Origin of the sequence: Parabacteroides goldsteinii (genome assembly GCF_020091425.1) — a bacterium.
Taxonomy (GTDB): domain Bacteria; phylum Bacteroidota; class Bacteroidia; order Bacteroidales; family Tannerellaceae; genus Parabacteroides; species Parabacteroides goldsteinii.
Genome location: NZ_CP081906.1, coordinates 393,142 through 413,860 on the forward strand (window position 1 = coordinate 393,142; position 20,719 = coordinate 413,860).

General features: G+C 48.5%; 21 protein-coding genes. 10 read left to right on the forward strand and 11 right to left on the reverse strand.

Going from position 1 to position 20,719, the window contains the following annotated elements; genetic code table 11:
* Positions 1 to 42: 42 nt before the first annotated feature.
* Both K6V26_RS02515 and K6V26_RS02520 read left to right on the forward strand, forming a co-directional pair.
* Positions 43 to 1,302, forward strand: coding sequence for a putative DNA modification/repair radical SAM protein (locus K6V26_RS02515; RefSeq protein WP_224264522.1), 1,260 nt, complete (start codon positions 43 to 45; stop codon positions 1,300 to 1,302).
* Between the two features lie 5 nt (positions 1,303 to 1,307).
* Positions 1,308 to 2,072 (forward strand): TIGR03915 family putative DNA repair protein, encoded by a 765-nt coding sequence (locus tag K6V26_RS02520; protein ID WP_007653663.1) that lies wholly within the window; start codon positions 1,308 to 1,310, stop codon positions 2,070 to 2,072.
* Positions 2,073 to 2,138: 66 nt separating this feature from the next.
* Here the strand turns inward: K6V26_RS02520 and K6V26_RS02525 are convergent, their stop codons facing one another.
* The 6 genes from K6V26_RS02525 to K6V26_RS02550 all read right to left on the reverse strand — a co-directional run bounded on the left by K6V26_RS02525 (position 2,139) and on the right by K6V26_RS02550 (position 6,292).
* Positions 2,139 to 2,879: a shikimate dehydrogenase family protein gene (locus tag K6V26_RS02525; RefSeq protein ID WP_007653662.1), complete on the reverse strand. Its 741-nt coding sequence runs from the start codon at positions 2,877 to 2,879 to the stop codon at positions 2,139 to 2,141.
* Between the two features lie 19 nt (positions 2,880 to 2,898).
* Positions 2,899 to 3,663 (reverse strand): bifunctional demethylmenaquinone methyltransferase/2-methoxy-6-polyprenyl-1,4-benzoquinol methylase UbiE, encoded by a 765-nt coding sequence (gene ubiE / locus K6V26_RS02530; RefSeq protein ID WP_010800278.1) that lies wholly within the window; start codon positions 3,661 to 3,663, stop codon positions 2,899 to 2,901.
* 6 nt (positions 3,664 to 3,669) lie between these two features.
* A complete protein-coding gene (locus K6V26_RS02535) occupies positions 3,670 to 4,620 on the reverse strand; it encodes a phosphoribosylaminoimidazolesuccinocarboxamide synthase (RefSeq protein ID WP_010800277.1) in 951 nt (316 codons plus the stop codon).
* 17 nt (positions 4,621 to 4,637) lie between these two features.
* Positions 4,638 to 5,633: a PhoH family protein gene (locus tag K6V26_RS02540; RefSeq protein ID WP_007653659.1), complete on the reverse strand. Its 996-nt coding sequence runs from the start codon at positions 5,631 to 5,633 to the stop codon at positions 4,638 to 4,640.
* 108 nt (positions 5,634 to 5,741) lie between these two features.
* Positions 5,742 to 6,059 carry a type II toxin-antitoxin system RelE/ParE family toxin gene (locus tag K6V26_RS02545; protein ID WP_046147804.1) on the reverse strand — a complete coding sequence of 106 codons (318 nt, stop codon included), beginning with the start codon at positions 6,057 to 6,059 and terminating at the stop codon, positions 5,742 to 5,744.
* A complete protein-coding gene (locus tag K6V26_RS02550) occupies positions 6,050 to 6,292 on the reverse strand; it encodes a hypothetical protein (RefSeq protein ID WP_010800275.1) in 243 nt (80 codons plus the stop codon). Before K6V26_RS02550 ends, K6V26_RS02545 begins: the two co-directional genes overlap by 10 nt.
* Positions 6,293 to 6,401: 109 nt before the next feature.
* Here K6V26_RS02550 and K6V26_RS02555 point away from each other — a divergent pair, with 109 nt between their 5' ends.
* Positions 6,402 to 7,052 (forward strand): DUF5715 family protein, encoded by a 651-nt coding sequence (locus K6V26_RS02555; protein ID WP_007653656.1) that lies wholly within the window; start codon positions 6,402 to 6,404, stop codon positions 7,050 to 7,052.
* A gap of 17 nt (positions 7,053 to 7,069) precedes the next feature.
* On the opposite strand, the gene K6V26_RS02560 is transcribed toward K6V26_RS02555, so the two are convergent.
* From K6V26_RS02560 to K6V26_RS02570, 3 genes are all read right to left on the reverse strand, one after another.
* A complete protein-coding gene (locus K6V26_RS02560) occupies positions 7,070 to 7,426 on the reverse strand; it encodes a thioredoxin family protein (RefSeq protein ID WP_010800274.1) in 357 nt (118 codons plus the stop codon).
* A gap of 103 nt (positions 7,427 to 7,529) precedes the next feature.
* On the reverse strand, positions 7,530 to 8,078 hold the full coding sequence (locus tag K6V26_RS02565; protein ID WP_224264523.1) for a hypothetical protein: 549 nt from the start codon (positions 8,076 to 8,078) through the stop codon (positions 7,530 to 7,532).
* A gap of 206 nt (positions 8,079 to 8,284) precedes the next feature.
* Positions 8,285 to 9,589 (reverse strand): anaerobic C4-dicarboxylate transporter family protein, encoded by a 1,305-nt coding sequence (locus K6V26_RS02570; protein WP_224264524.1) that lies wholly within the window; start codon positions 9,587 to 9,589, stop codon positions 8,285 to 8,287.
* A 94-nt stretch (positions 9,590 to 9,683) separates the two neighbouring features.
* Here K6V26_RS02570 and galB point away from each other — a divergent pair, with 94 nt between their 5' ends.
* Together galB and K6V26_RS02580 are read left to right on the forward strand one after the other, a co-directional pair.
* Positions 9,684 to 12,194, forward strand: a complete 2,511-nt coding sequence (gene galB / locus K6V26_RS02575) for a beta-galactosidase GalB (protein ID WP_224264525.1) — start codon at positions 9,684 to 9,686, stop codon at positions 12,192 to 12,194.
* Positions 12,195 to 12,595: 401 nt separating this feature from the next.
* On the forward strand, positions 12,596 to 12,763 hold the full coding sequence (locus K6V26_RS02580; RefSeq protein WP_224264526.1) for a hypothetical protein: 168 nt from the start codon (positions 12,596 to 12,598) through the stop codon (positions 12,761 to 12,763).
* Between the two features lie 7 nt (positions 12,764 to 12,770).
* Here the strand turns inward: K6V26_RS02580 and K6V26_RS02585 are convergent, their stop codons facing one another.
* The gene (locus tag K6V26_RS02585; protein WP_224264527.1) at positions 12,771 to 13,610 is read right to left on the reverse strand and encodes a PepSY-like domain-containing protein; all 840 of its coding nucleotides are present in this window, start codon (positions 13,608 to 13,610) and stop codon (positions 12,771 to 12,773) included.
* A gap of 207 nt (positions 13,611 to 13,817) precedes the next feature.
* Between K6V26_RS02585 and K6V26_RS02590 the strand changes: the two genes are divergently transcribed.
* Genes K6V26_RS02590 through K6V26_RS02605 form a run of 4 tightly spaced genes read left to right on the forward strand, consistent with a single transcriptional unit; the run spans position 13,818 to position 18,366 of the window.
* Entirely contained in the window at positions 13,818 to 15,062 is a 1,245-nt protein-coding gene (locus tag K6V26_RS02590; RefSeq protein WP_224264528.1) for an efflux RND transporter periplasmic adaptor subunit, read from the forward strand.
* A gap of 49 nt (positions 15,063 to 15,111) precedes the next feature.
* Positions 15,112 to 16,383, forward strand: coding sequence for an ABC transporter permease (locus K6V26_RS02595; RefSeq protein WP_224264529.1), 1,272 nt, complete (start codon positions 15,112 to 15,114; stop codon positions 16,381 to 16,383).
* A 21-nt stretch (positions 16,384 to 16,404) separates the two neighbouring features.
* A complete protein-coding gene (locus tag K6V26_RS02600) occupies positions 16,405 to 17,667 on the forward strand; it encodes an ABC transporter permease (RefSeq protein WP_224264530.1) in 1,263 nt (420 codons plus the stop codon).
* A 33-nt stretch (positions 17,668 to 17,700) separates the two neighbouring features.
* Positions 17,701 to 18,366, forward strand: coding sequence for an ABC transporter ATP-binding protein (locus K6V26_RS02605; RefSeq protein WP_007653641.1), 666 nt, complete (start codon positions 17,701 to 17,703; stop codon positions 18,364 to 18,366).
* Between the two features lie 211 nt (positions 18,367 to 18,577).
* Here the strand turns inward: K6V26_RS02605 and K6V26_RS02610 are convergent, their stop codons facing one another.
* Positions 18,578 to 19,384 carry a DNA-binding domain-containing protein gene (locus K6V26_RS02610; protein ID WP_224264531.1) on the reverse strand — a complete coding sequence of 269 codons (807 nt, stop codon included), beginning with the start codon at positions 19,382 to 19,384 and terminating at the stop codon, positions 18,578 to 18,580.
* Positions 19,385 to 19,415: 31 nt separating this feature from the next.
* Between K6V26_RS02610 and K6V26_RS02615 the strand changes: the two genes are divergently transcribed.
* Positions 19,416 to 20,714, forward strand: a complete 1,299-nt coding sequence (locus K6V26_RS02615; RefSeq protein ID WP_195586048.1) for an ABC transporter permease — start codon at positions 19,416 to 19,418, stop codon at positions 20,712 to 20,714.
* The last annotated feature ends 5 nt before the right edge of the window (positions 20,715 to 20,719 follow it).

The following is a 20,719-nucleotide window of genomic DNA, read 5'->3' on the forward strand; positions in this document are numbered from 1 at the left end:
GTTTTTAATTCCTTATTTTTGTGTGGTATATCCCCGTGAAATATGAATGAAAATGTACTTGAAAAACTGAAAGTATTAGCAGAATCAGCTAAATATGATGTATCCTGCGCGTCAAGCGGCACATCCCGTTCCGGAAAGAAAGGAATGATAGGCAGTGCGGCTGGCTGGGGTATTTGCCATAGTTTTGCGGAGGACGGACGGTGTATTTCTTTGTTGAAGATTATGCTGACCAACAATTGCATGTATGATTGTGCCTACTGTATTAACCGCCGGAGCAATGATTTGCCGCGGGCTACGCTTTCGGTAACGGAACTGGTCAATCTGACGATCGAGTTTTACCGGCGTAATTATATAGAAGGGCTTTTCCTCAGTTCAGGCGTGGTACGCAGTCCGGATTATACGATGGAACGGTTGGTGCGCGTGATAAAAGATCTGCGTCTGGTTCATCGTTTCAACGGGTATATCCATATGAAAAGCATTCCCGGTGCCAGCCAGGAATTGGTGAACGAAGCCGGTTTGTATGCCGACCGCCTGAGTGTGAATATCGAGATTCCCAACGAAAAAAGTTTGCAGGTGCTTGCACCGGAAAAAGACTTTAAAAGCGTCTTTGCCCCGATGCGTTATATCCAGCAGGGGGTATTACAGAGTGCAGAGGAACGGAAGCGTTTCCGTCATGCTCCGAGGTTTGCTCCCGCCGGACAAAGTACGCAGATGATTGTCGGGGCGACTGCCGATACGGACAAGGATATTCTCCGCCTGTCGTCGGCCCTGTATCAGCGTCCGACGATGAAACGTGTTTATTATTCCGGTTTCATTCCTGTGAACGATTATGATAACCGGCTGCCGGCATTGAAACAGCCGCCTCTGGTGCGGGAGAACCGTTTGTATCAGGCCGATTGGTTGTTGCGCTTTTATGAATTTAAAGTGGATGAGATCGTGAACGATGCTTATCCGGAACTCGATCTGGAGGTCGATCCGAAATTATCGTGGGCGTTGCGAAATCCGCATATGTTTCCGGTCGATATCAACAAAGCTGATTACGAGTTGCTTCTGCGCGTTCCCGGTATCGGGGTGAAATCGGCGAAAATGATCATCGTTTCCCGCCGTTACTCCCGTCTTGGGTCGGAGCAATTGAAGAAGATTGGGGTCGTGATGAAGAAAGCGCAATATTTCATTACCTGTCATGAACTGGCGATGCGGACGGTTAACGAACTGATGCCGGAGAATGTGCGCCACATCCTGATTCAAAAGAAGGGAAAACAATTTGACGACCGGCAACTAACATTTCAATTCCGGGACTAAACAAGATGATTGCTTTTATATATGACAAAACTTTCGAGGGATTACTGACTGCCGTCTTCGACGCTTACGTCCGGAAGTCGTTTCCTGATGTGTTGCTGGCCGAAGGGGAACCGTTGCCTTTGTTCTGTGAGGAGACGGTGACAATCTGTTCCGACAAGCAAAAAGCCGACCGTGTCTGGAAAGGCCTTGAAAAGAAAATATCCAAACTGTCCCTTTCCGGACTGACAGTCTCCTGGTTGTCGGAGCTGCCGGAGATCGACATGCTTTTATTCCGCTATATCCGTAAGGCGATCGACTATTCCAAGTCTATCGAGGTGAATTTCGGCGATCCTGATGTATTGCAGATGTCCAAAATATGGAAGAAGGTGAGTAATGAGCGTCTTCGTATCATGCAGTTTCTTCGTTTCCAGAAGGCGGTGGATGGTACCTATTTCTCGGCTGTCGAACCTATATATAATGTATTACCGCTTGTACTTCCTTATCTGAACGACCGTTTCGGTGACCAGAAATGGCTGATCTACGACATGCGCCGTGAATACGGATATTATTATGATCTGAAGGAAACGATCGAAGTTCGCTTTGAACAGAAGGAGGCACATCTGCTTTCCGGTTTTCTGAGTGAGGAGCTGATGGATGAAAACGAAAAACTTTTCCAACAGATGTGGAAAGAATATTTTAAAACGATCGCGATAAAAGAAAGAATCAATCCGAAACTGCACCGGCAACATTTGCCGGTTCGTTTCTGGAAATATATGACGGAAAAGCAGTAGGAAAGTCCGAAAATGGCTTCGGCTTGTTTTCTCACTCGTGAGAAAATGCCGGGCAGAGGAGTTGGGTTATTTTTGCCAGATCTCCCAGGCCGCAAAAGCCTGAAGCAGCAACATTTCGAGTCCGTTCTTAACGACAGCCCCTTTTTCTTTTCCTTTTTTCATGAAGAGCGTTTCATCCGGGTTATACAACAAATCATATAACAGATGATTTGGGGTGAGCAAATCGTATGGAATATCCGGACAACTGTTGACATTGGGGAACATTCCCAATGGGGTCGTATTGACGATGACGGTGTATTGCTCCATTGTTTTCGGAGTGATTTCGTCATAGGTAATACAAAATTCCTTCGGTTTGCGTGAAACCAGGGTTGCTCCGACACCCAGTTGCTTTAGTCCCTGGAATACGGCTTTGGAGGCACCGCCTGTCCCCAGGATCAATGCCTTCCGATGTGTTTCATTTAATAAAGGATCGATAGACTGTTTGAAGCCAATGATATCAGAGTTGTATCCTTTCAGTTTTTTACCGAAAAGGCCTTTTGTGAATTTGATAACGTTCACGGCTCCGATCAGGCGGGCGTCTTCATCCAGTTCGTCCAGATAAGGAATGACCTGTTCTTTGTAAGGAATCGTTACATTCAGACCATTCAATTCGGGATTCTCTTTCAGTACATTTTTAATTTCCTTGATATTCGGAATCTCGAAATTCACATATTGGGCATCTATTTTTTCCGCTTCAAACTTCTGGTTGAAATAAGTTTTGGAAAACGAATGTCCGAGTGGGTATCCCAATAAACCATATTTCTGCATAACCTTTTCTAGTATTTGTTTATTTCGTAGGGGTGGTTCGCGAACCATCCTTACAACCTGTGTATAATGAACAAATTCCAAAGGTGAAGGTGCGTGCTTTCGCCTGGGCAAATCCCTGGCGGGCAAGCAATTCTTCCATGACCTTACCTTGAGGAACGACTTTGATGGATTCCGGAAGATAGCTGTAAGCGGCTTTCTCTTTTGAAAATAACCGGCCAATAAATGGAATGATCGTTTTTGAATAAATAGGGTAGAGCTGTTTCATCGGGAAATGTTCCGGTGTGGAAAGTTCCAGAATCATGAGATGGCCGCCGGGTTTGAGTACCCGGAACATCTCGGCAATACCTTGTTCGATATTTTCAAAGTTACGTACTCCGAATGCGGCGGTAACGGCATCGAATGAATTGTCCGGATAAGTGAGTGCCGTACAGTCCTGTTGTTCGAACGATATATACTCCGATAAACCGGCTTTCGCTACCTTTTCGCGTCCGACCTGCATCATGCCTTCTGAAATATCGGCCCCGATGATCCGGTTGGCTTTCAGTTTCCGGTGCATGGAAATGGCCAGGTCGCCCGTTCCGGTGGCAATATCCAGTATGGATTGCGGAGAAAAAGGACGCAGGAAAGCAATGCCTTTCCTGCGCCATATTTTATCGATACCGAACGAGAGCGTATGGTTCAGTAGATCGTAAGTGCCTGCAATAGAGTCGAACATGCGTTTGACTTGCGTGCCCTTCTGTTCCTCCTGGTTGTAAGGTAAAATCTGTTCCGAACCGTACTTCATATATGCTTATTTATTGTTCAGATAATCGGTTACATTCTTTTCGATGCGGGCCAACAGATTGTCTGTGTCGCCTTTTTCAAATTTCTCGCCGGTGATATGTTCGAACAGTTCGATGTAACGTTCGCTGATACCTTCAACGATAGCCGGAGTCATTTCCGGAACCTGCTGTCCGGCTTTGCCCTGGAAACCGTTGTCCATCAACCATTCGCGAACGAATTCTTTAGACAGCTGTTTCTGCGGTTCACCTTTGGCGAAACGGTCTTCATACCCTTCCGAGTAGAAATAGCGTGAAGAGTCGGGCGTATGGATTTCGTCGATCAGGTAGATCTTTCCATCGCGGTGACCGAATTCATATTTTGTATCTACCAGGATCAGGCCGCGTTGTGCAGCGATTTCCGTACCACGTTTGAACAACTCCATGGTATATTTTTCAAGAACGGCGTAGTCTGCTTCAGAAACAAGTCCCTGTTTCAGGATTTCTTCTTTGGAGATGTCTTCGTCGTGAGCTCCGATAGCAGCTTTAGTTGTCGGAGTGATGATCGGTTCGGGGAAACGCTGGTTTTCGCGCATTCCTTCCGGCAGTTTCACACCACAGATTTCGCGTACACCGCTTTTGTAAGCACGCCATGCACTACCGCAAAGGTAACCGCGTACGATCATTTCAACAGGGAAACCTTCGCACTGTACACCAACGGTAACCATTGGGTCGGGTGAAGCTAATTTCCAGTTCGGGCAAATGTCGGTGGTCGCGTCAAGGAATTTGGCTGCAATCTGGTTCAACATCTGGCCTTTGTAAGGAATACCTTCCGGCAATACTACGTCGAAAGCTGAAATACGGTCGGTTGCGACCATCACCAATACTTCGTCATTGATATTGTACACATCGCGTACTTTACCATGATAGACACTTTTTTGTCCCGGAAAATTGTAATCTGTTCTAACTAACGCCTTCTTCATGACCAATTTATTTTTGATTATTTATCTGATAGTTTGTTGTTCTTTTCTATTTTCTTTGCAGCGGTTTCCGCTTTCTTTTTCTCATCGAATTTATCGTATGCTTCAACGATTCGCTGTACCAGCTTATGACGAACGATGTCTTTCTTGTCGAATTCCACCTTGCCTATTCCTTTGACACCTTTCAGTATCTGCATCGCCTGCACAAGGCCGGAGGTCGCGGTAGGGGGAAGGTCGATCTGTGTCACGTCGCCGGTAATGATCATTTTAGCGTTCATACCCAAACGGGTGAGGAACATTTTGATCTGGTGCGTCGTTGTGTTTTGTGCTTCATCGAGGATAATAACGGCATCGTTCAGCGTACGTCCGCGCATAAAAGCCAGCGGGGCGATCTGAATCACGTTATTTTCCATGTATTCTTTGAGTTTTGCTCCCGGAATCATATCCTGCAATGCATCGTACAGAGGTTGCAGGTACGGATCGAGCTTATCTTTCATTTCTCCCGGAAGGAATCCCAGCTTTTCGCCGGCCTCTACAGCGGGACGGCTCAGGATAATCTTTCTTATTTCCTTATTCTTTAACGCTTTCACTGCAAGAGCTATTGCAACGAATGTCTTACCTGTTCCGGCAGGGCCGGTAGCAAAGACCAGGTCGTTTTCTTCAAAAGCTTTTACGAGTATTTGTTGATTTTCGGTACGGGCAACGATTGCCTTCCCGTTCATTCCGTGGATAATCAGGTTTTCCTGTTTGACGACTGTCGGAGTTTTTCCTTTGATAATGTCGAGGATGACATCTTCGCTCAGGGAGTTAAATTCCTCGCAGTATTTTTCTACTTCACGGATCTTCTTAAGGAACAGTTCGGATTCGTCTTCGTCTCCGATTACTTTCATCACATTTCCGCGGGCAACGATGCGAAGCTTGGGAAACAGTGTTTTAATCAGCTGCATGTTCGCATTATTCACTCCGTAAAAAATAACCGGGTCTACACTTTCAAGAATATAAATACGTTCTATCATCCGTTCTTTTCCTTGTCTTATTTTTTATGTTTTTATTCCCTTTGATTTAGGTACGCAAAATTAGCAATATTCTTTATCTCATGAATATATTCCTGTCTTTTTTTGATATTACCGATGGAACATTTCTTTTAGCCGCCAGTTATCCTGCCTGCAATCCCATATGGCGTGTATCTCGATCAGGGTTGGACTGATGGTGTAAATCAGCTTGAAGTGTTTTTCGACAACCAGGGAGCGGAAATTCTGAGGAAATTCTTCCAATAAAGGTTCGGAAATTCCGGCATAGGGAAATGTCTTCAAAGGTTCAGCAGAATCAAGTAGCTTATTATATATGCGGATTGCAGATCTTTCACTTTTCTCGCTGTAATATTCGTAAATGTCGTCAAGTAAGGCGATGGCTCGTGGTAACCACTTTAGTTTTATTTGCATAATGGATGTCTTTTGCGTAATTCTTCTGTAGTCATTCCCAAGCCTTGTTTGGATTCTTCGATAGATTTTTTCAGCACCTCTTTCAGTTCCTCAACCGTCATTTGTGCCGGATATCTCTCCGTCTTCTTTTCTGTATGCTGACTGATCAGCTTTTTGATCTTGTTCAGCAACTGCTCATCGTCGATTTTGGTGAGTTGTTCGATCAGTGAAAGTTTTAGTTCTAAAGTACTCATATTCTTATTAATTAATTGTGTTGACCACAAAAATAGGTAATTCTTTTTGATCTTCATACAACAAAGTATTGTAATTTTCTTATTTTTGTCCTCCGTAAAATTGAAAAGGATGAAAATAGCTGTTAATGCAATTATATTGTTTTTTGTACTGGTGTCGACCAGTGTGTTCCCTTCCTGTAAAGAAAAACGTGGTGAGTTGAAAACCATCTGGTATAACGGAAGTTATAATCGCGATTTTAACGATTTGAATGACGTCCAGCTGGCTGTCGCCCAAAAGATCGGGATAGAACCCATCAGTAACCGTGAAGATGCCGAACATGCTTCCAAAAAGATGCAGGAGATCAAAACCGGCGATTATTATGAAGTGGAAGAACTGAAACACTCTATCCCTTATCTGATTCCGGAAGCGGCAACCTTACTGGAAGATATCGGCCGTAATTTTCAGGACTCCCTTTATAATCTGAATGCATCTCTCTATAAAATAAAAGTAACCAGCGTTACCCGTACGGTAGATGATGTGAAGAAACTGGGCAAACGCAATTACAATGCTTCCATGAACTCGGCTCACCGTTATGGTACAACCTTTGACGTTTCCTGGGTGCGTTATACCAAGATCAATGAGAAAGATACCCTGAATATCGACAACGACCGCTTGAAAATGGTACTTGCGTCAGTGCTTCGTGACCTGAAAAGAGCAGACCGTTGTTATATAAAGCACGAACGCAAGCAAGGATGTTTCCATATTACAGTTCGTAAATAAACTGTTATAGGGGTTTTTTACAGAATTTTCTCTTCGATGATCTTCTTCAACTCGTGTTTGGGCATAGTTCCCAGCATGAGTTCTTTGGTCCCGTCCGTTTTACAGATAAGAAGGGTAGGGATGGTGCGGATATTAAAGAGCGTTTCGAGATCTTCTTCTTTGTCTACATTCACTTTATAAATATCCAATCGTCCTTCATATGTTTGGGCGAACTCTTCCAGTATCGGGTCGAGACGTTTACAGTAACCGCACCAGGGAGCCTGGAAATCTACGATACAAGGTTTGTCTCCTACATATTTCCAGTCTTTCGGGGCAGCTTCGACGTTACCTATTTTTTGAATGAATTCAGTCTTTGTTAGTTCTATCGGTTTCATATATTCATTGTTTTAATTGACAATGCAAAATTACATTCCTTCGGTGACTAACGGAATGGCAATATAACTTATATTTTTGTCAATTTTTCCCAGGGGTATATCTTTACCGTTTCTCCGGCATATTACCGGTAGCCTCGGAGAGAAAAGATAAAACAACGTCTCTATGAGGACTATTCAGTAACAGATAGATAAGCTCGGTAAACTTGACCGGGAGCATTTCCTTTTTCAGCTTTTTCTCCAGGTTATGGTATAGCTGGACGGCGTTGAAAAAGTTCCGGAAGACCTTTTGCCGGGGGATGATATATACTTTTTGTCTGGTAACAGGCGGTTGGTACAGACTCAAGGCGCTGATCACTTCCGGGAGTTTGAGAATGCACTGTGCTGTCCATTGGTTGAAGAAGAAGGTAAATCCGGAATGATTCTGATCATTGGAAGATTTGGAAAAAACGTATGCTCCCGGTGGGATAAGGGCTAATTCTCCTTCTTCAATGATTTGTTTGGAATCGCTGTTTTTCAAACATAACGTACCGGATACTGCATACACAATAGAATAATCTGTCAGGAAATTCCGGGTGTTTTCCTGAGAAGAAGATGTTGAAATGCGCATGCTTTCTAAAAGATCCGGCAAGATAAAGTTTTCCACTACCATCATATACCTCTGAGCCTCTGACTCTTTTTTCGTGTATTACAGCTTAATCAATAATATAAAATCCTTACTAAAATAATAACAGGTCTACCATTTCATATACACCTGTTTTCTATAAATTCGAGATAAAGATAAGCCTTTTCTTTAAAAAAACGATAAGAATGAGGTAGTTAGAATCTCTTTTTTTCTGACGGGAAGCCTGCTGGCCGCCCTTAAAACAGTTGGATAAGAAGTAAACCAAGCAATACAGAAACACCGGTCGCGATCAGTCCGGGAACCATAAAAGAATGATTTAAGATATATTTACCAATATGCGTAGTTCCCGTACGGTCGAAATTGATCGCAGCCACGACTGTCGGATAATTCGGGATGAAAAAGTATCCGTTCACGGCAGGGAAGAGGGCGATCAGCATATACGGAGAGATCCCCAGCGCTAAGCCTAAAGGAAGCAGAGCACGTACGGTTGCCGCCTGGCTGAATAACAGGATAGACATCAGGAAGAGGGCAATCCCGAATAACCAGGGCATAGCCGTAACGATCTGCTCGATAGAACCTTTCAGTTCAGCCATATTCCCACCGATAAACGTGTCGCCCATCCAGGCAATACCGAAGATCGCGACAACCGCCTGCATGCCGGCAGAGAAAACCGATCCCTGCACCGCCTTGATCCCGTCTGTCCGGGTAGCCAGCAAAATGATGGCAGCCGCCGATAACATCAGTATTTCGATAATGTAAGCCATCGACAACGACTGGCCGTTGAATACCGGACGGATGCTTTCGATGGAACCGAACAGGATAATCCCGATTGTCGCCAGGATAAAGATAATGACCGACCAGCCGGCCGCTTTCTGGTTTTTGACATCTTTCAGTACATATTTCTGAGTTGTGAATTCCCCTTCGGCGATACGTCTTTTAAATTCAGGATCATCTTCCAGTTCCTTGCCGACATGCAGGGAATAGAATGCTCCCGCCAGAACACCTGCCAATGTGCAGGGTACTGAGATCATCAGGATATCGAACAGGCTGACATTGAATCCTTGTCCGGTCAACATACTTAACAGAGCGACGGTCGCTGCAGAGATCGGACTGGCTGTAATCGCTTGCTGTGAGGCAATTACGGCGATACCCAACGGGCGCTCCGGGCGTATCTTCGTTTCGGTCGCCACCTCGGCAATAACCGGTAAAACAGAATAAGCCACATGTCCGGTTCCTGCAATAAAGGTAAAGAGATAGGTAACCAGCGGACTTAATATTGTAATCTTGGAAGGATTTTTACGAAGCAGCTTTTCCGCCCATTTCACCATCAGGTCCAACCCTCCGGCAGCCTGCATACAACTGGCTGCTGCAATGACCGCTACGATCATTAACATCACGTCGATAGGGGGGGACGTTGGTTCGAGGCCGAAGACAAAAGTCAGTACTGCCAGTCCCAGGCCACCCAGTACGCCTAAACCAATACCACCTAAACGGGCTCCGATAATTATTGCAACTAAAACGAAGGCTAATTGAATCAACATATTCTGTAACTTGTTATTGTAGATTTAGTTTGATAAAGTCGCAAATTTAGTTATTTTTGTTGCGCTAAGAACTACAAACACATTTAAAATGCGCATGAAAAGATTCAATTTTGTTATTTTAGTCGCGTTATTCGGTTGGCTGACTAAACTTTCGGCACAACAAGTACGCTGTGAATTCCTTCTGGAGAAAAACTGGAAGTTCACCCGTGAGGATAACCCCGACTTTATCAAACCCGCTTTCGACGACAGTAAATGGCAATCGGTGACGGTTCCGCACGATTGGGCGATATACGGTCCGTTCAGTTCCCAGAACGATAAGCAGGAAGTGGCTATTTCGCAAGACGGCCAAAAGGAGGCGATGGAACATGCCGGCCGTACGGGCGGTCTGCCTTTCGTGGGTGTGGGCTGGTACCGTACCGAGTTTGAAGTACCTCAGTTCGCTGAAGGGAAAAAAGCTTCAATCCTGTTTGACGGGGCGATGAGCCACGCTAAAGTCTATATCAATGGCGAAGAGGTTGGTTACTGGCCTTATGGCTATAACTCATTCCATTTTGACATTACGAAGTACTTGAAACCGGGACAGAAGAACACGCTGGCTGTCCGTCTGGAAAACCTGCCGGAGTCCTCCCGCTGGTATCCGGGTGCCGGCTTGTACCGAAATGTACATGTGATTGTTACGGAAGATGCCCATATTCCGATATGGGGGACTTTTGTTACAACACCTATCGTTAAGAAAGAGTTTGCCAAAGTGAATGTCAACACAAAGGTTAACCTTCCTGAAGGTGCCGATCCGAAACAATATGCCGTGAAAACCAGCCTGCGTAACCCGAACGGACAAATGCTGGTTGAAACAATGCTCCCGCTGAACGATATCATATATAATAATGGTACGGTCGACCAGGAATTCATTGTTCACACCCCGACCCTCTGGTCGCCGGATATGCCCGCCCTGTATGTGGCTGAAAGCCGCCTGTACAAAAACGGGACAGAGTTGAAAGATGAATATACGACACCTTTCGGTATCCGTTCCATCGAAATCATTCCGGGAAAAGGGTTCTTCCTGAACGGCGAAAAGACTGTCTTTAAAGGCGTATGTAACCATCATGACCTGGGTCCGTTGGGTGCTGCCGTCAATGATGCGGCTATCCGTCGCCAGATCCGTATCCTGAAAGATATGGGTTGTAATGCGATCCGTACTTCCCATAATATGCCGGCTCCCGACCTGGTGAAGGCCTGCGACGAAATGGGTATGATGCTGATGGCTGAAAGTTTCGACGAATGGAACGTGGCCAAATGTAAGAACGGCTACAACCTTTTCTTCGACGAATGGGCGGAAAAAGATATGGTGAACCTGCTTCATAACTTCCGTAACAACCCGAGTATCGTTATGTGGTGTATCGGTAACGAAGTGCCCAACCAGTGGATCGAAGGTGACGCCAAGATTGCCCGTTTCCTTCAGGACATCTGTCACCGCGAAGACCCGACACGTCCCGTTACCCAGGGCATGGATGCCCCGGATGCTGTTGTGAATAATAACTTTGCCGCTGTTATGGAAGTGGCCGGTTTCAACTACCGTCCGTTTAAATATCAGATTAATTATAAGAAACTGCCGCAGGAAATCATCCTGGGAAGCGAGACTGCTTCTACGGTAAGTTCACGCGGTGTTTATAAGTTCCCGGTTGAACGTAAGGCGATGGCAGTCTACGACGATCATCAGAGCTCTTCTTACGATGTAGAACATTGCGGCTGGTCAAACCTGCCGGAAGACGACTTTATCCAGCATGAAGACCTGCCTTACTGTATCGGTGAGTTCGTATGGACCGGTTTCGACTATCTGGGTGAACCGACGCCGTATTATACCAACTGGCCGAGCCACAGCTCCCTGTTCGGTATCATCGACTTGGCCGGTATTCCAAAGGACCGTTACTATCTGTACCGCAGTCATTGGAACAAAGCGGAAAAGACATTGCATATCCTGCCTCACTGGACCTGGCCGGGACGCGAAGGCGAAGTCACTCCGGTATTCGTGTATACCAATTATCCTTCTGCCGAACTGTTCATCAACGGAAAGAGCCAAGGCAAACGTACGAAAGACCTGAGTATCGGTATCGACAGCAGCTATACCGAAGCTGCTCAGAAGAGTTTCGAACGTCAGAAACGTTACCGTCTGATGTGGATGGATACTAAATACGAGCCGGGAACATTGAAAGTGGTAGCCTATGATAAGGATGGCAACGCCGTAGCCGAAGAGGAAGTACACACAGCCGGCAAGCCCCATCATATCGAACTGTCTGCCGACCGTACCAACCTGACGGCCGATGGCAAAGACCTCTCTTTCATCAACGTAAGAGTGGTCGACAAGAACGGAAATCTTTGTCCGGATGCCACCAACCAGATCAAGTTCAACGTACGTGGCAACGGAACCTACAAGGCGGCAGCCAACGGTAACCCCGCCAGCCTCGAATCCTTCCAGGCTCCGCAGATGAAACTGTTCAGCGGCCAGCTGACAGCCATCGTACAAACGGAAGAAACACCGGGAACGATTTACTTTGAAGCATCCTCCCCGGGTGTCAAGAGTGCACGGATCGAGTTGATAAGCCGGTAAGTCAGTATATATTTATTGATATAATAGGAATAAGAATCCCCTTGGCACTTCAAACATGCCAAGGGGATTCTTGTTATAGGGAGATTCGGTTATTATCAAATTTGAATGTTACTTTTCTCTTGAAAGAAAAGTAACCAAAAGTTCAAGGCTCAACCGGCTTCACTGCTCCGGTGAAAGACTCCACTCGAAAATCCGAAACTCGCTGCGCTCAGACAACGGATTTTCTTAACCGTTCCGTCTTTCACCTCCGCGGACGTTCACCCGCTTAGGCCTTTCCAAGGAAGCTGTGCTTCCTCTTAGGATGGCCGATACCGATACTTATAAACAAATACTTTCGGATTTAACAGGTGGTATCGGCCATCCCAGAAGAACGCAAAGCGTTCTATGAAAGGCATCAGCTGATGAGCGTAAAACGAAGCAGCCGTAGAGAGCGTCCGGAGGCTGTGCTGTTTGAGCGCAGCGAGTTCACAGACGACAGCGAACGTAGGATGCGGAGTAGCGAAGCAGGTGCAGCCTTGATCTTTTGCCTACTTTTCCATCAAGGGAAAAGTAGGTTCAATTATTTCTAACGCTGTTTCATCCAACAACATTCCCTATCGCATCGAATGTGACATCTGTGCTCTGTCCGTTATGATCGACGGTGAAGGTATAGAATGTTCCGGCTACCTCGATCTTGACATTGATTGCTTCGATTGTATCTCCGGCATAGCCTGTGGACTGGAAGGCAGCCATAATAACCTCCGGTACCTCTTGTTCGGTTATCTGGTATGTGGTACTCTGCCACCGGTAATCTTTATTCAGTTGGGCGACCTTATAAACCTTTCCGTCCAGCATATTCAGGATATATCCTTCGCTGTTGCTCTGTATATCCAGCAGGTCGCAGGTAGCGAAAGTAAGGTTCATCAACGTATGTACCTCTGCTGGGATCACGATCGGAGCATCCTCGCTCCCTTCGTCGTTCACGGCCTTGATCAGGTTGCCGTATTGCGAATAATACAGGTCCATGTCGCTGTTCCCCTTTTCGGCATTAATCTTATAGACGACAGCCATGCTATCCCGGTTGATCGTATAGGAATCATCCACTTTCCAGCCCGCATAAAGACCGTTATTGAATGCGCCGGTCACCGCCTCCGGGAGCTGGTTGAAAGGTGTATCTGCCTTGTCCATCATCCACTTGCCCTGTTCGGTGAGCCATGCTTCGGTCGAAACACCATTGTTCGTGAACTCGGCTACATAATAATTCCCTTCAATTGTAAAGAGCGGGTTGGAGGCATCGGGATATTTCTTATTGAAAGCCTGCATTACCGGCTCGGTCGGTTCGATGGCATTTTTGTGATTGTCATCATTATTGTCGCAACCGGTGAGGACGAACCCCAGGGCGACGAAAAGCGATAAAATAATAGATCTGGTACTCATATCTTTCTTGTTTTAGCAATTAATAAGTGTTTTACCTTCTTTGTCGATAAAGAACAACGCGGAGAGCCGGAATGTTTTCTGTAAAACCGAACACACTGTCCGATATTGAACACTGTTTGTTTTATCGTAGGTGCACAATATCAGTAGTTTAGCTTTTTGGCACGGAGTTTGCCTCTACTGTGGCGGAAAATAAAAACAATACTAAATATGGACAGAGAGATATCAAAAGAAGTTCGAAGAAAAGAACAACGCAAACAAATCATAAAGATCGGGGGAGGCGTGGGAGCGGCCGTAGCCGTCATTGCCGTGATCATATCTTTCCTGCAAACCAGCCTGAACCGTAAAGACCTGACTATATCCACCGTCGACCAGGGCGTCATCGAAGTATCGGTCAGCGCCTCCGGCAAGGTGATACCCGCTTTCGAAGAGATCATCAATTCCCCCATCAACACCCGTATCGTCGAGATATACAAAAAAGGTGGCGACTCTGTCGATGTAGGAACACCGATCCTCAAACTCGACCTGCAAAGTGCCGAAACAGAATACAAGAAGAAACTGGACGAACAACAGATGAAACAACTCGAACTGGAAAAACTCCGTCTCACCGGCCATAGCAAACTCTCTGAAATGGAGATGAACCTGAAAGTCTCCCGCATGGAACTCGACCGCAAAGCCGTCGAACTGCGTAACGAACGCTACCTCGACAGCCTCGGTGCCGGCACCACCGACAAAGTCCGCCAGGTAGAACTCGACTACAACGTCAGCCAGCTAAAACTCAAGGAAGACGAACAGAAATACATCAACGAACAGGCCCTTGCCGAAGCCGACCTGAAAGTGAAGGAACTCGAACTCAACATCTTCCGCAAAAGCCTCGCCGAAACCAAGCGCACGCTCGACGATGCCCAGGTCCGCTCCCCCCGCAAGGCGATCCTGACCTACGTGAACAACGAGATCGGCGCCCAGGTAAGCGAAGGCACCAAGATCGCCATCGTCTCCGACCTCTCGCATTTCAAGATCGAGGGTGAGATAGCCGACACCTATGGTGACCGCATCGCCGCCGGCAGCAAAGCCGTTGTCAAGATCGGCAGCGACAAACTGGAGGGCACCGTCAGCGACGTCACCCCGCTGTCGAAGAACGGCGTCATCTCCTTCACCGTCCAACTGGAAGAAGACAACCACCGCCGCCTCCGCTCCGGTCTCAAGACCGACGTATATGTCATGAACGCCGTCAAGGATGACGTCATGCGCATCGCCAACGCCTCTTATTATGTCGGCAAAGGTGAATACGACCTCTTTGTAGTCAATGGCGACCAACTCTTGAAACGCAAGGTGCAGCTAGGCGACAGCAACTACGAATACGTAGAAGTGATCAGCGGCCTGCAACCCGGCGACCAGGTAGTAGTCTCCGACATGGCAAGCTATAAGGACAAGAACAAACTTAAAATAAAATAACGTCCCGTACGGGCGGTTCGCGAACCGCCCCAACACAAACAACAACAATATGTTCAAACAATACCTCAAACAAGCCTTGAACATGCTGCGTGAGAACCGCCTCATCAGCCTGATCTCCATACTCGGCACGGCCCTTTCGATAGCCATGATCATGGTTGTCATCCTGGTCTTCCAGGTACAACTGACCTCGTTCGTGCCCGAAGTAAACCGCGACCGCATGCTCTATGTCGAAAACGGTACCGAAGTAAAGGCTCAGAATAGTTGGAGCCGCGGCAACATGTCGGTCGAAGCCGTTCGCGAATGCTTCTATTCCCTGAAGACACCCGAGGCCGCCTGTGCCTGGGCCACCCGCTTTTCCCCGCTCTCTTTGCCGGGCAAGCAGATGTTCAGGACCTATACGATCTACTATACCGATCCCGGTTTCTGGAAGATATACGCATTCTCTTTCCTGGAAGGCAAACCTTTCTCGGAAGCCGACTTCAGCTCCGCCATCCCACAGGCCGTTGTCTGTGAAAGCGTCGCCAAGCAACTTTACGGTACTACCCAGGTTGTCGGCAAACCCGTCATCATCGACCGCATGTCCTATACGATCTGCGGTGTCGTGAAAGACGTCAGCCGTGCCGCCGACACCGCCTACGGGCAGGTCTGGACGCCCTATACCACCAACCGGGTTCTGTCGGATATGGCGTTTATGGAGAATATGTCGGGGGCCTTCAACGTCTGCCTGCTGGCCCGTGAGACGTCCGGTTTCGACGCCATCCGTCAGGAACTGAAGGGGCAGATGGCCCGCTACAACTCCACAAAGAAAGAGGTGCAGATCAACTTTTTCCATAACCCTATCAGCCGTTTCGACAAAGCGATCGGTACGAGCGGGCAGATCAAGGTCGAACTGAAGGACTACCTCACGGAGATGGGCGGCCTGCTGCTTTTCCTCCTGCTCGTACCGGCCCTTAACCTGATGGGCGTCACCCAGTCGGCGGTGCAGAAACGCCGTTCGGAAATGGGAATCCGCAAGGCATTCGGGGCGACTTACGGCGACCTGGTCCGCCAGGTCCTCTACGAAAAGGGGGTGATCACCCTGGTTGGCGGCGTGATCGGCTTGCTGCTCTCGTTCCTGCTGCTGCCCCTCTGTCGCAGCTTCCTGCTGGAAAAGGCGGACACGGTACTGCAAAGCGATATGCTGTTCAAACCCGGACTTTTCCTGGTGGCCCTGCTGTTCTGCCTGCTGCTGAACCTGCTTTCTGCGGGTATTCCCGCCCTGCGTATCGCCCGCCAGCAGATAGCCGCTTCATTGAAAGGCGAAGAATCCGAAGAGATGTAACGATATAAATACGAAAGGAAGATGATAAAGCATATACTGAAAATAATCTGGAACCAGCGCCGCAGCAACGGTTGGATATTTGCCGAACTGCTGGTCGTGGTCAGTATCCTGTGGGTAATGACGGATTCGCTGCTGGTCGATAAATACACTTACTATTCGCCCCTGGGGTTCGACATCGAAGATACGTATAAGGTACAGTTGGGTATCCTCGCGCCGGGCACTCCGGGATATGTGGACGATTCGTTGCTGACCACCCGCCAGGGGGAGGACGTGCTTCGTCTGGCGGGACTGCTCCGACAAGCGCCTGAGGTAGAGGAGGTCTCCATTTCCCATGTCGGCTGTGTGTACACCGAAAACCGTTCCTGGTCGCAACTTTACCGGGCGGATGCGGATACGTTCATCAAGGCGAACTTCCGCCAGTCTACCGTCAGTCCCGAATATTTCACGGTGCTACGAATGAAAGATACCGAAGGCAACCTGCTGGGCCCGCAGATCGGACAGCGGACAGGCGGCGTTATCACCTCCGACCTGGAGCGGCTCTTTTACGGAGCGGACGTCTCCGCCCGGGGCAAGGCCGTCAAGTATCATCCCGACAACACCGATGAGATGGCAATCCTGGCTGTCTCTGGCCCTGTCCGCGAATCGGAGTATAAGAAGAGTATCCCTTTCTTTTATTATATCCCTTCGCAGCCAGAAATGATCAGGCAGATCGAAGAGGCGCAGGCGGTAGGCATCGACTGCCTGATGCGAATGAAATCCGGTTTCCGTCCGGAAGACATGGAAAGGTTCCTGCAAGGAATGGGCGAACGGCTGACGGTGAATAACATCTATGTTTCCAGCGTCGTCCCCCTTAGCGAGATGCGCACCGGGATACTGAAGAAATCTGAAGACGCCATGAAGAAGAAGTCTGCCCTGGTCAGTTTCATGCTCATCAATGTTTTCTTCGGTATTATCGGAACGTTCTGGTTACGGACGCAGGCACGGCAGGGTGAGATCGGACTTCGTATGGCTCTGGGTTCCAACCGTAGCCGGATTGGTAGCCTGATGAATTGCGAGGGATTGATGTTGCTGGTGCTGACTGTCCCGCTGGTGCTGGTTTTTATCCTGAATATGTTGTATTTCGATATGCTCGATACCATCCGTTTGCCTTATACCTGGTGGCGTTTCGCGGTCACCTTCGGAGGTGCCTACCTGCTGATGGCGGGTATGATCAGCCTCGGCATCTGGTTCCCGATGTACAAGGCGGTACGGATGAAACCGGCGGAGGCGTTGCATTATGAATAAAGAACAATAATAACAATTTAAATATCAAACATCATGATCAAATTAACAAACCTCGAGAAGATCTACCGTACGAAGGAGATCGAAACAGTTGCCTTGGAGAATGTGAATCTGGATATCCAGAAGGGAGAATTCCTCAGCATCATGGGCCCCTCCGGTTGCGGAAAGTCCACCTTGCTGAACATCATCGGACTGTTGGATGCCCCGACAGCCGGTACGGTCGAGATCGCCGGAACCAATACGGTCAGTATGAACGACAAACAACTGGCCGCCTTCCGTAACAAGACGCTCGGTTTCGTCTTCCAGTCCTTCCACCTGATCAATTCGTTGAACGTACTGGATAACGTGGAACTCCCGCTGCTCTACCGCAACGTATCTTCTTCCGAACGCCGCAAGGCTGCCGAAGCCGTTCTCGAAAAGGTCGGACTGAGCCACCGCATGCGCCACTTCCCGACACAGTTGTCCGGCGGTCAGTGCCAGCGTGTAGCCATCGCCCGTGCCATCGTAGGGAATCCCGAGATTATCCTGGCGGATGAGCCGACCGGTAACCTGGATTCAAAGATGGGTATCGAGGTCATGGATATCCTACACCGCCTGAATAAGGAAGACGGCCGCACCATCGTGATGGTAACCCACAACGAAGCGCAGGCACAGCAGACGAGTCGCACGGTACGCTTTTTCGACGGACGACAGGTTCAATAGTAACCCTTCCCCTCTCGGGAAGAGGCAGGGAGTGTGTTACAGGCAGGGCAGACAGAGGCTGTGGACTTCCCCGCTCCCCGTTTGCCGGGAGAACGGGGAGCCTAATGCTAGACCTCACATCACGCCGATGAGGCAGATCACCTCACCTTGATGAGGTGGTTAACATCATCCAGATGAGGTAGATTACATCACGCCGATGAGGCAGGTTACATCATCCCGGTGAGGTAGTGTCTAGCACGGTAAAGGCGACAGTGCCGACACGAGGCTTCTTGTACAGGTGGTAAGTAGGTGTGTACTGGCTATGCACCTCCGCCACCCATCTTCCCGGCGTAAGTGCTTCGGGGATCATGAAAGCCAGGCGCATCGTCTGGTTGATGAAGACGAACCGGGGTTCGATAAAGTAACGTTTGTCGCCCTCCTCCTGACGGATCACGATGCCGACATCCGGATGGTCGCCCATTACTTTCACGCGTTGTCCGTGGATGAAGAGCGGAAGGGTGTAGTCGGAAGGGATACAGCAGAACTCGTAGGCATGTCCTTTTTCATGGCGTTCGTTGTAGATGCTGAGTTCGTTTGGCAGCGGGGCGTTCGCATTGAAGTTGCTTACCTCGGCCGGAAACGAGTCGATCAGCTGGTTCAGACGGGGAGAGGGGCGGAAGTTGGCACGGATGGCGTGCTTTGCGCGGTCGAACTTGTCGGTAGGGGCGTTGAAACGGCCGGTGACGGTCAGTTCCGTGCGTCCCAGGCCGAAGTCGACGTTGAAGCCGTCATGGATGGCACCGTACATCTCTTCGATCATCGTACGGAACACTTCGACGAACGTTCCGTGGCGGTAGGAAGAGCGGGCTTTAACGGCCCGGGCGGCGATATCTTCGATAGTGAGCGTCGGATGGTTGGGCAACGTTCCTTTATAGAACGGCTTTTGTTCGGGCAACTGGCTTTTACTCAGTTTGACGAATAGTTTGCCGGGTTTAACGGTCATTTTTGATTTAGGTAGCTCTTTATCCATAACACACATAGATTAATGTTAAACGACAAAGATAAGTAATATGTTCAGACAATATCTCATACAAGCTTTGAATCTGATGAAACAGAATCGTTTCTTCAGTTTCGTGTATATTCTGGGGACGGCTTTGGCAATCTCGATGGTCATGATGATGGCGATCGTGTATTATATCCGTACCGCCGACATTGCACCGGAGGTGAACCGCGGCCGCCTCTGCCTCCTCGATGCGGCGACGTCGGTCTCCAAAGACGGGCAGAGCAACTGGACGGGCAGCCTGTCATTCAAGACCGTCCGCGAGGTCTACTATCCCCTCCGGACTCCGGAGCTGGTCAGCGCCTACATCAGTCCGGGAATATTCACTTACACTGTCGGTGAGATGTTGCTGCGTATTCCCGGAGGAAAAGACAAGTTTGAAATCAAACTGTCGGCAACCGATGCCGCTTACTGGCAGATGTTTCGTTTCACCTTTATCGACGGGAAGCCTTATACGCCGGTTGATTTTGAAAGCGGACTGCGCCGGATAGTTCTGAGCGAGACGATGGCACGGCAGCTGTTTGGCAAGCCGGACGTAGCGGGGCAGGGCGTCCTTCTGAACGATGTCGAGTATATCGTTGCAGGGGTGGTACGCGACATCTCCGCCGTCAATATCATCACCTATGCAGATGCTTGGGTTCCTTTCACTTTATATCCCAAACTAATGATCTCCGATGGGGCGGAAGGCATACTCGGAAGGCTTGAACTCTGCATCCGTTGCAGGAGCATCGACGATCTGCCTGCGCTCCGGAAAGAGATAGACCAGAACCGCAAACGCTATAACACGACGCTGAAAGACTGGGAATATATTGCCAATGAAAGGGGCGATGTGCAGACATGGCGCACTTTCATCCTGTCGAGGCTCGACTGGCGCACATCGCCTTCGAAGCAGCTGATGCAATACGGATTACTGTTGTGCATCTTCCTCCTTGTCCCTGCCGTAAACCTCTCGGGGCTTTCTTCCTCCGACATGGTGAAGCGGATTCCCGAACTGGGATTGCGCAAGGCCTTCGGGGCAAGCCGCGCGACGCTGATCGTGCAGGTGTTGACCGAAAATTTCCTTTACACGTTCCTGGGGGGAATAGTAGGTTTGCTGTTCTCCTTCCTGTTGGTGTTTCTGCTGCGCAACCTGTTGTTTGGTGTCGGACAGATGACTGGCGAGGTGAGTCTTTCGCCCGGCATGTTGCTGAATCTTCCGGTGTTCTTTATCACCTTCGGGTTCTGTTTGTTGCTGAACCTGCTGTCGGCTTTGTGGCCGGCATGGCTTTCTACGCGTGTTTCTATTGTAAAGGCTATTAATGATAAATAAATAAG

Excerpts from the sequence above, each read along its gene's own strand:
- K6V26_RS02515 (WP_224264522.1), top strand. The coding sequence starts at position 43 with ATGAATGAAAATGTACTTGAAAAACTGAAAGTATTAGCAGAATCAGCT.
- K6V26_RS02520 (WP_007653663.1), top strand. The coding sequence starts at position 1,308 with ATGATTGCTTTTATATATGACAAAACTTTCGAGGGATTACTGACTGCC.
- K6V26_RS02525 (WP_007653662.1), bottom strand. The coding sequence starts at position 2,879 with ATGCAGAAATATGGTTTATTGGGATACCCACTCGGACATTCGTTTTCC.
- ubiE (WP_010800278.1), bottom strand. The coding sequence starts at position 3,663 with ATGAAGTACGGTTCGGAACAGATTTTACCTTACAACCAGGAGGAACAG.
- K6V26_RS02535 (WP_010800277.1), bottom strand. The coding sequence starts at position 4,620 with ATGAAGAAGGCGTTAGTTAGAACAGATTACAATTTTCCGGGACAAAAA.
- K6V26_RS02540 (WP_007653659.1), bottom strand. The coding sequence starts at position 5,633 with ATGATAGAACGTATTTATATTCTTGAAAGTGTAGACCCGGTTATTTTT.
- K6V26_RS02545 (WP_046147804.1), bottom strand. The coding sequence starts at position 6,059 with ATGCAAATAAAACTAAAGTGGTTACCACGAGCCATCGCCTTACTTGAC.
- K6V26_RS02550 (WP_010800275.1), bottom strand. The coding sequence starts at position 6,292 with ATGAGTACTTTAGAACTAAAACTTTCACTGATCGAACAACTCACCAAA.
- K6V26_RS02555 (WP_007653656.1), top strand. The coding sequence starts at position 6,402 with ATGAAAATAGCTGTTAATGCAATTATATTGTTTTTTGTACTGGTGTCG.
- K6V26_RS02560 (WP_010800274.1), bottom strand. The coding sequence starts at position 7,426 with ATGAAACCGATAGAACTAACAAAGACTGAATTCATTCAAAAAATAGGT.
- K6V26_RS02565 (WP_224264523.1), bottom strand. The coding sequence starts at position 8,078 with ATGATGGTAGTGGAAAACTTTATCTTGCCGGATCTTTTAGAAAGCATG.
- K6V26_RS02570 (WP_224264524.1), bottom strand. The coding sequence starts at position 9,589 with ATGTTGATTCAATTAGCCTTCGTTTTAGTTGCAATAATTATCGGAGCC.
- galB (WP_224264525.1), top strand. The coding sequence starts at position 9,684 with ATGAAAAGATTCAATTTTGTTATTTTAGTCGCGTTATTCGGTTGGCTG.
- K6V26_RS02580 (WP_224264526.1), top strand. The coding sequence starts at position 12,596 with ATGAGCGTAAAACGAAGCAGCCGTAGAGAGCGTCCGGAGGCTGTGCTG.
- K6V26_RS02585 (WP_224264527.1), bottom strand. The coding sequence starts at position 13,610 with ATGAGTACCAGATCTATTATTTTATCGCTTTTCGTCGCCCTGGGGTTC.
- K6V26_RS02590 (WP_224264528.1), top strand. The coding sequence starts at position 13,818 with ATGGACAGAGAGATATCAAAAGAAGTTCGAAGAAAAGAACAACGCAAA.
- K6V26_RS02595 (WP_224264529.1), top strand. The coding sequence starts at position 15,112 with ATGTTCAAACAATACCTCAAACAAGCCTTGAACATGCTGCGTGAGAAC.
- K6V26_RS02600 (WP_224264530.1), top strand. The coding sequence starts at position 16,405 with ATGATAAAGCATATACTGAAAATAATCTGGAACCAGCGCCGCAGCAAC.
- K6V26_RS02605 (WP_007653641.1), top strand. The coding sequence starts at position 17,701 with ATGATCAAATTAACAAACCTCGAGAAGATCTACCGTACGAAGGAGATC.
- K6V26_RS02610 (WP_224264531.1), bottom strand. The coding sequence starts at position 19,384 with ATGTGTGTTATGGATAAAGAGCTACCTAAATCAAAAATGACCGTTAAA.
- K6V26_RS02615 (WP_195586048.1), top strand. The coding sequence starts at position 19,416 with ATGTTCAGACAATATCTCATACAAGCTTTGAATCTGATGAAACAGAAT.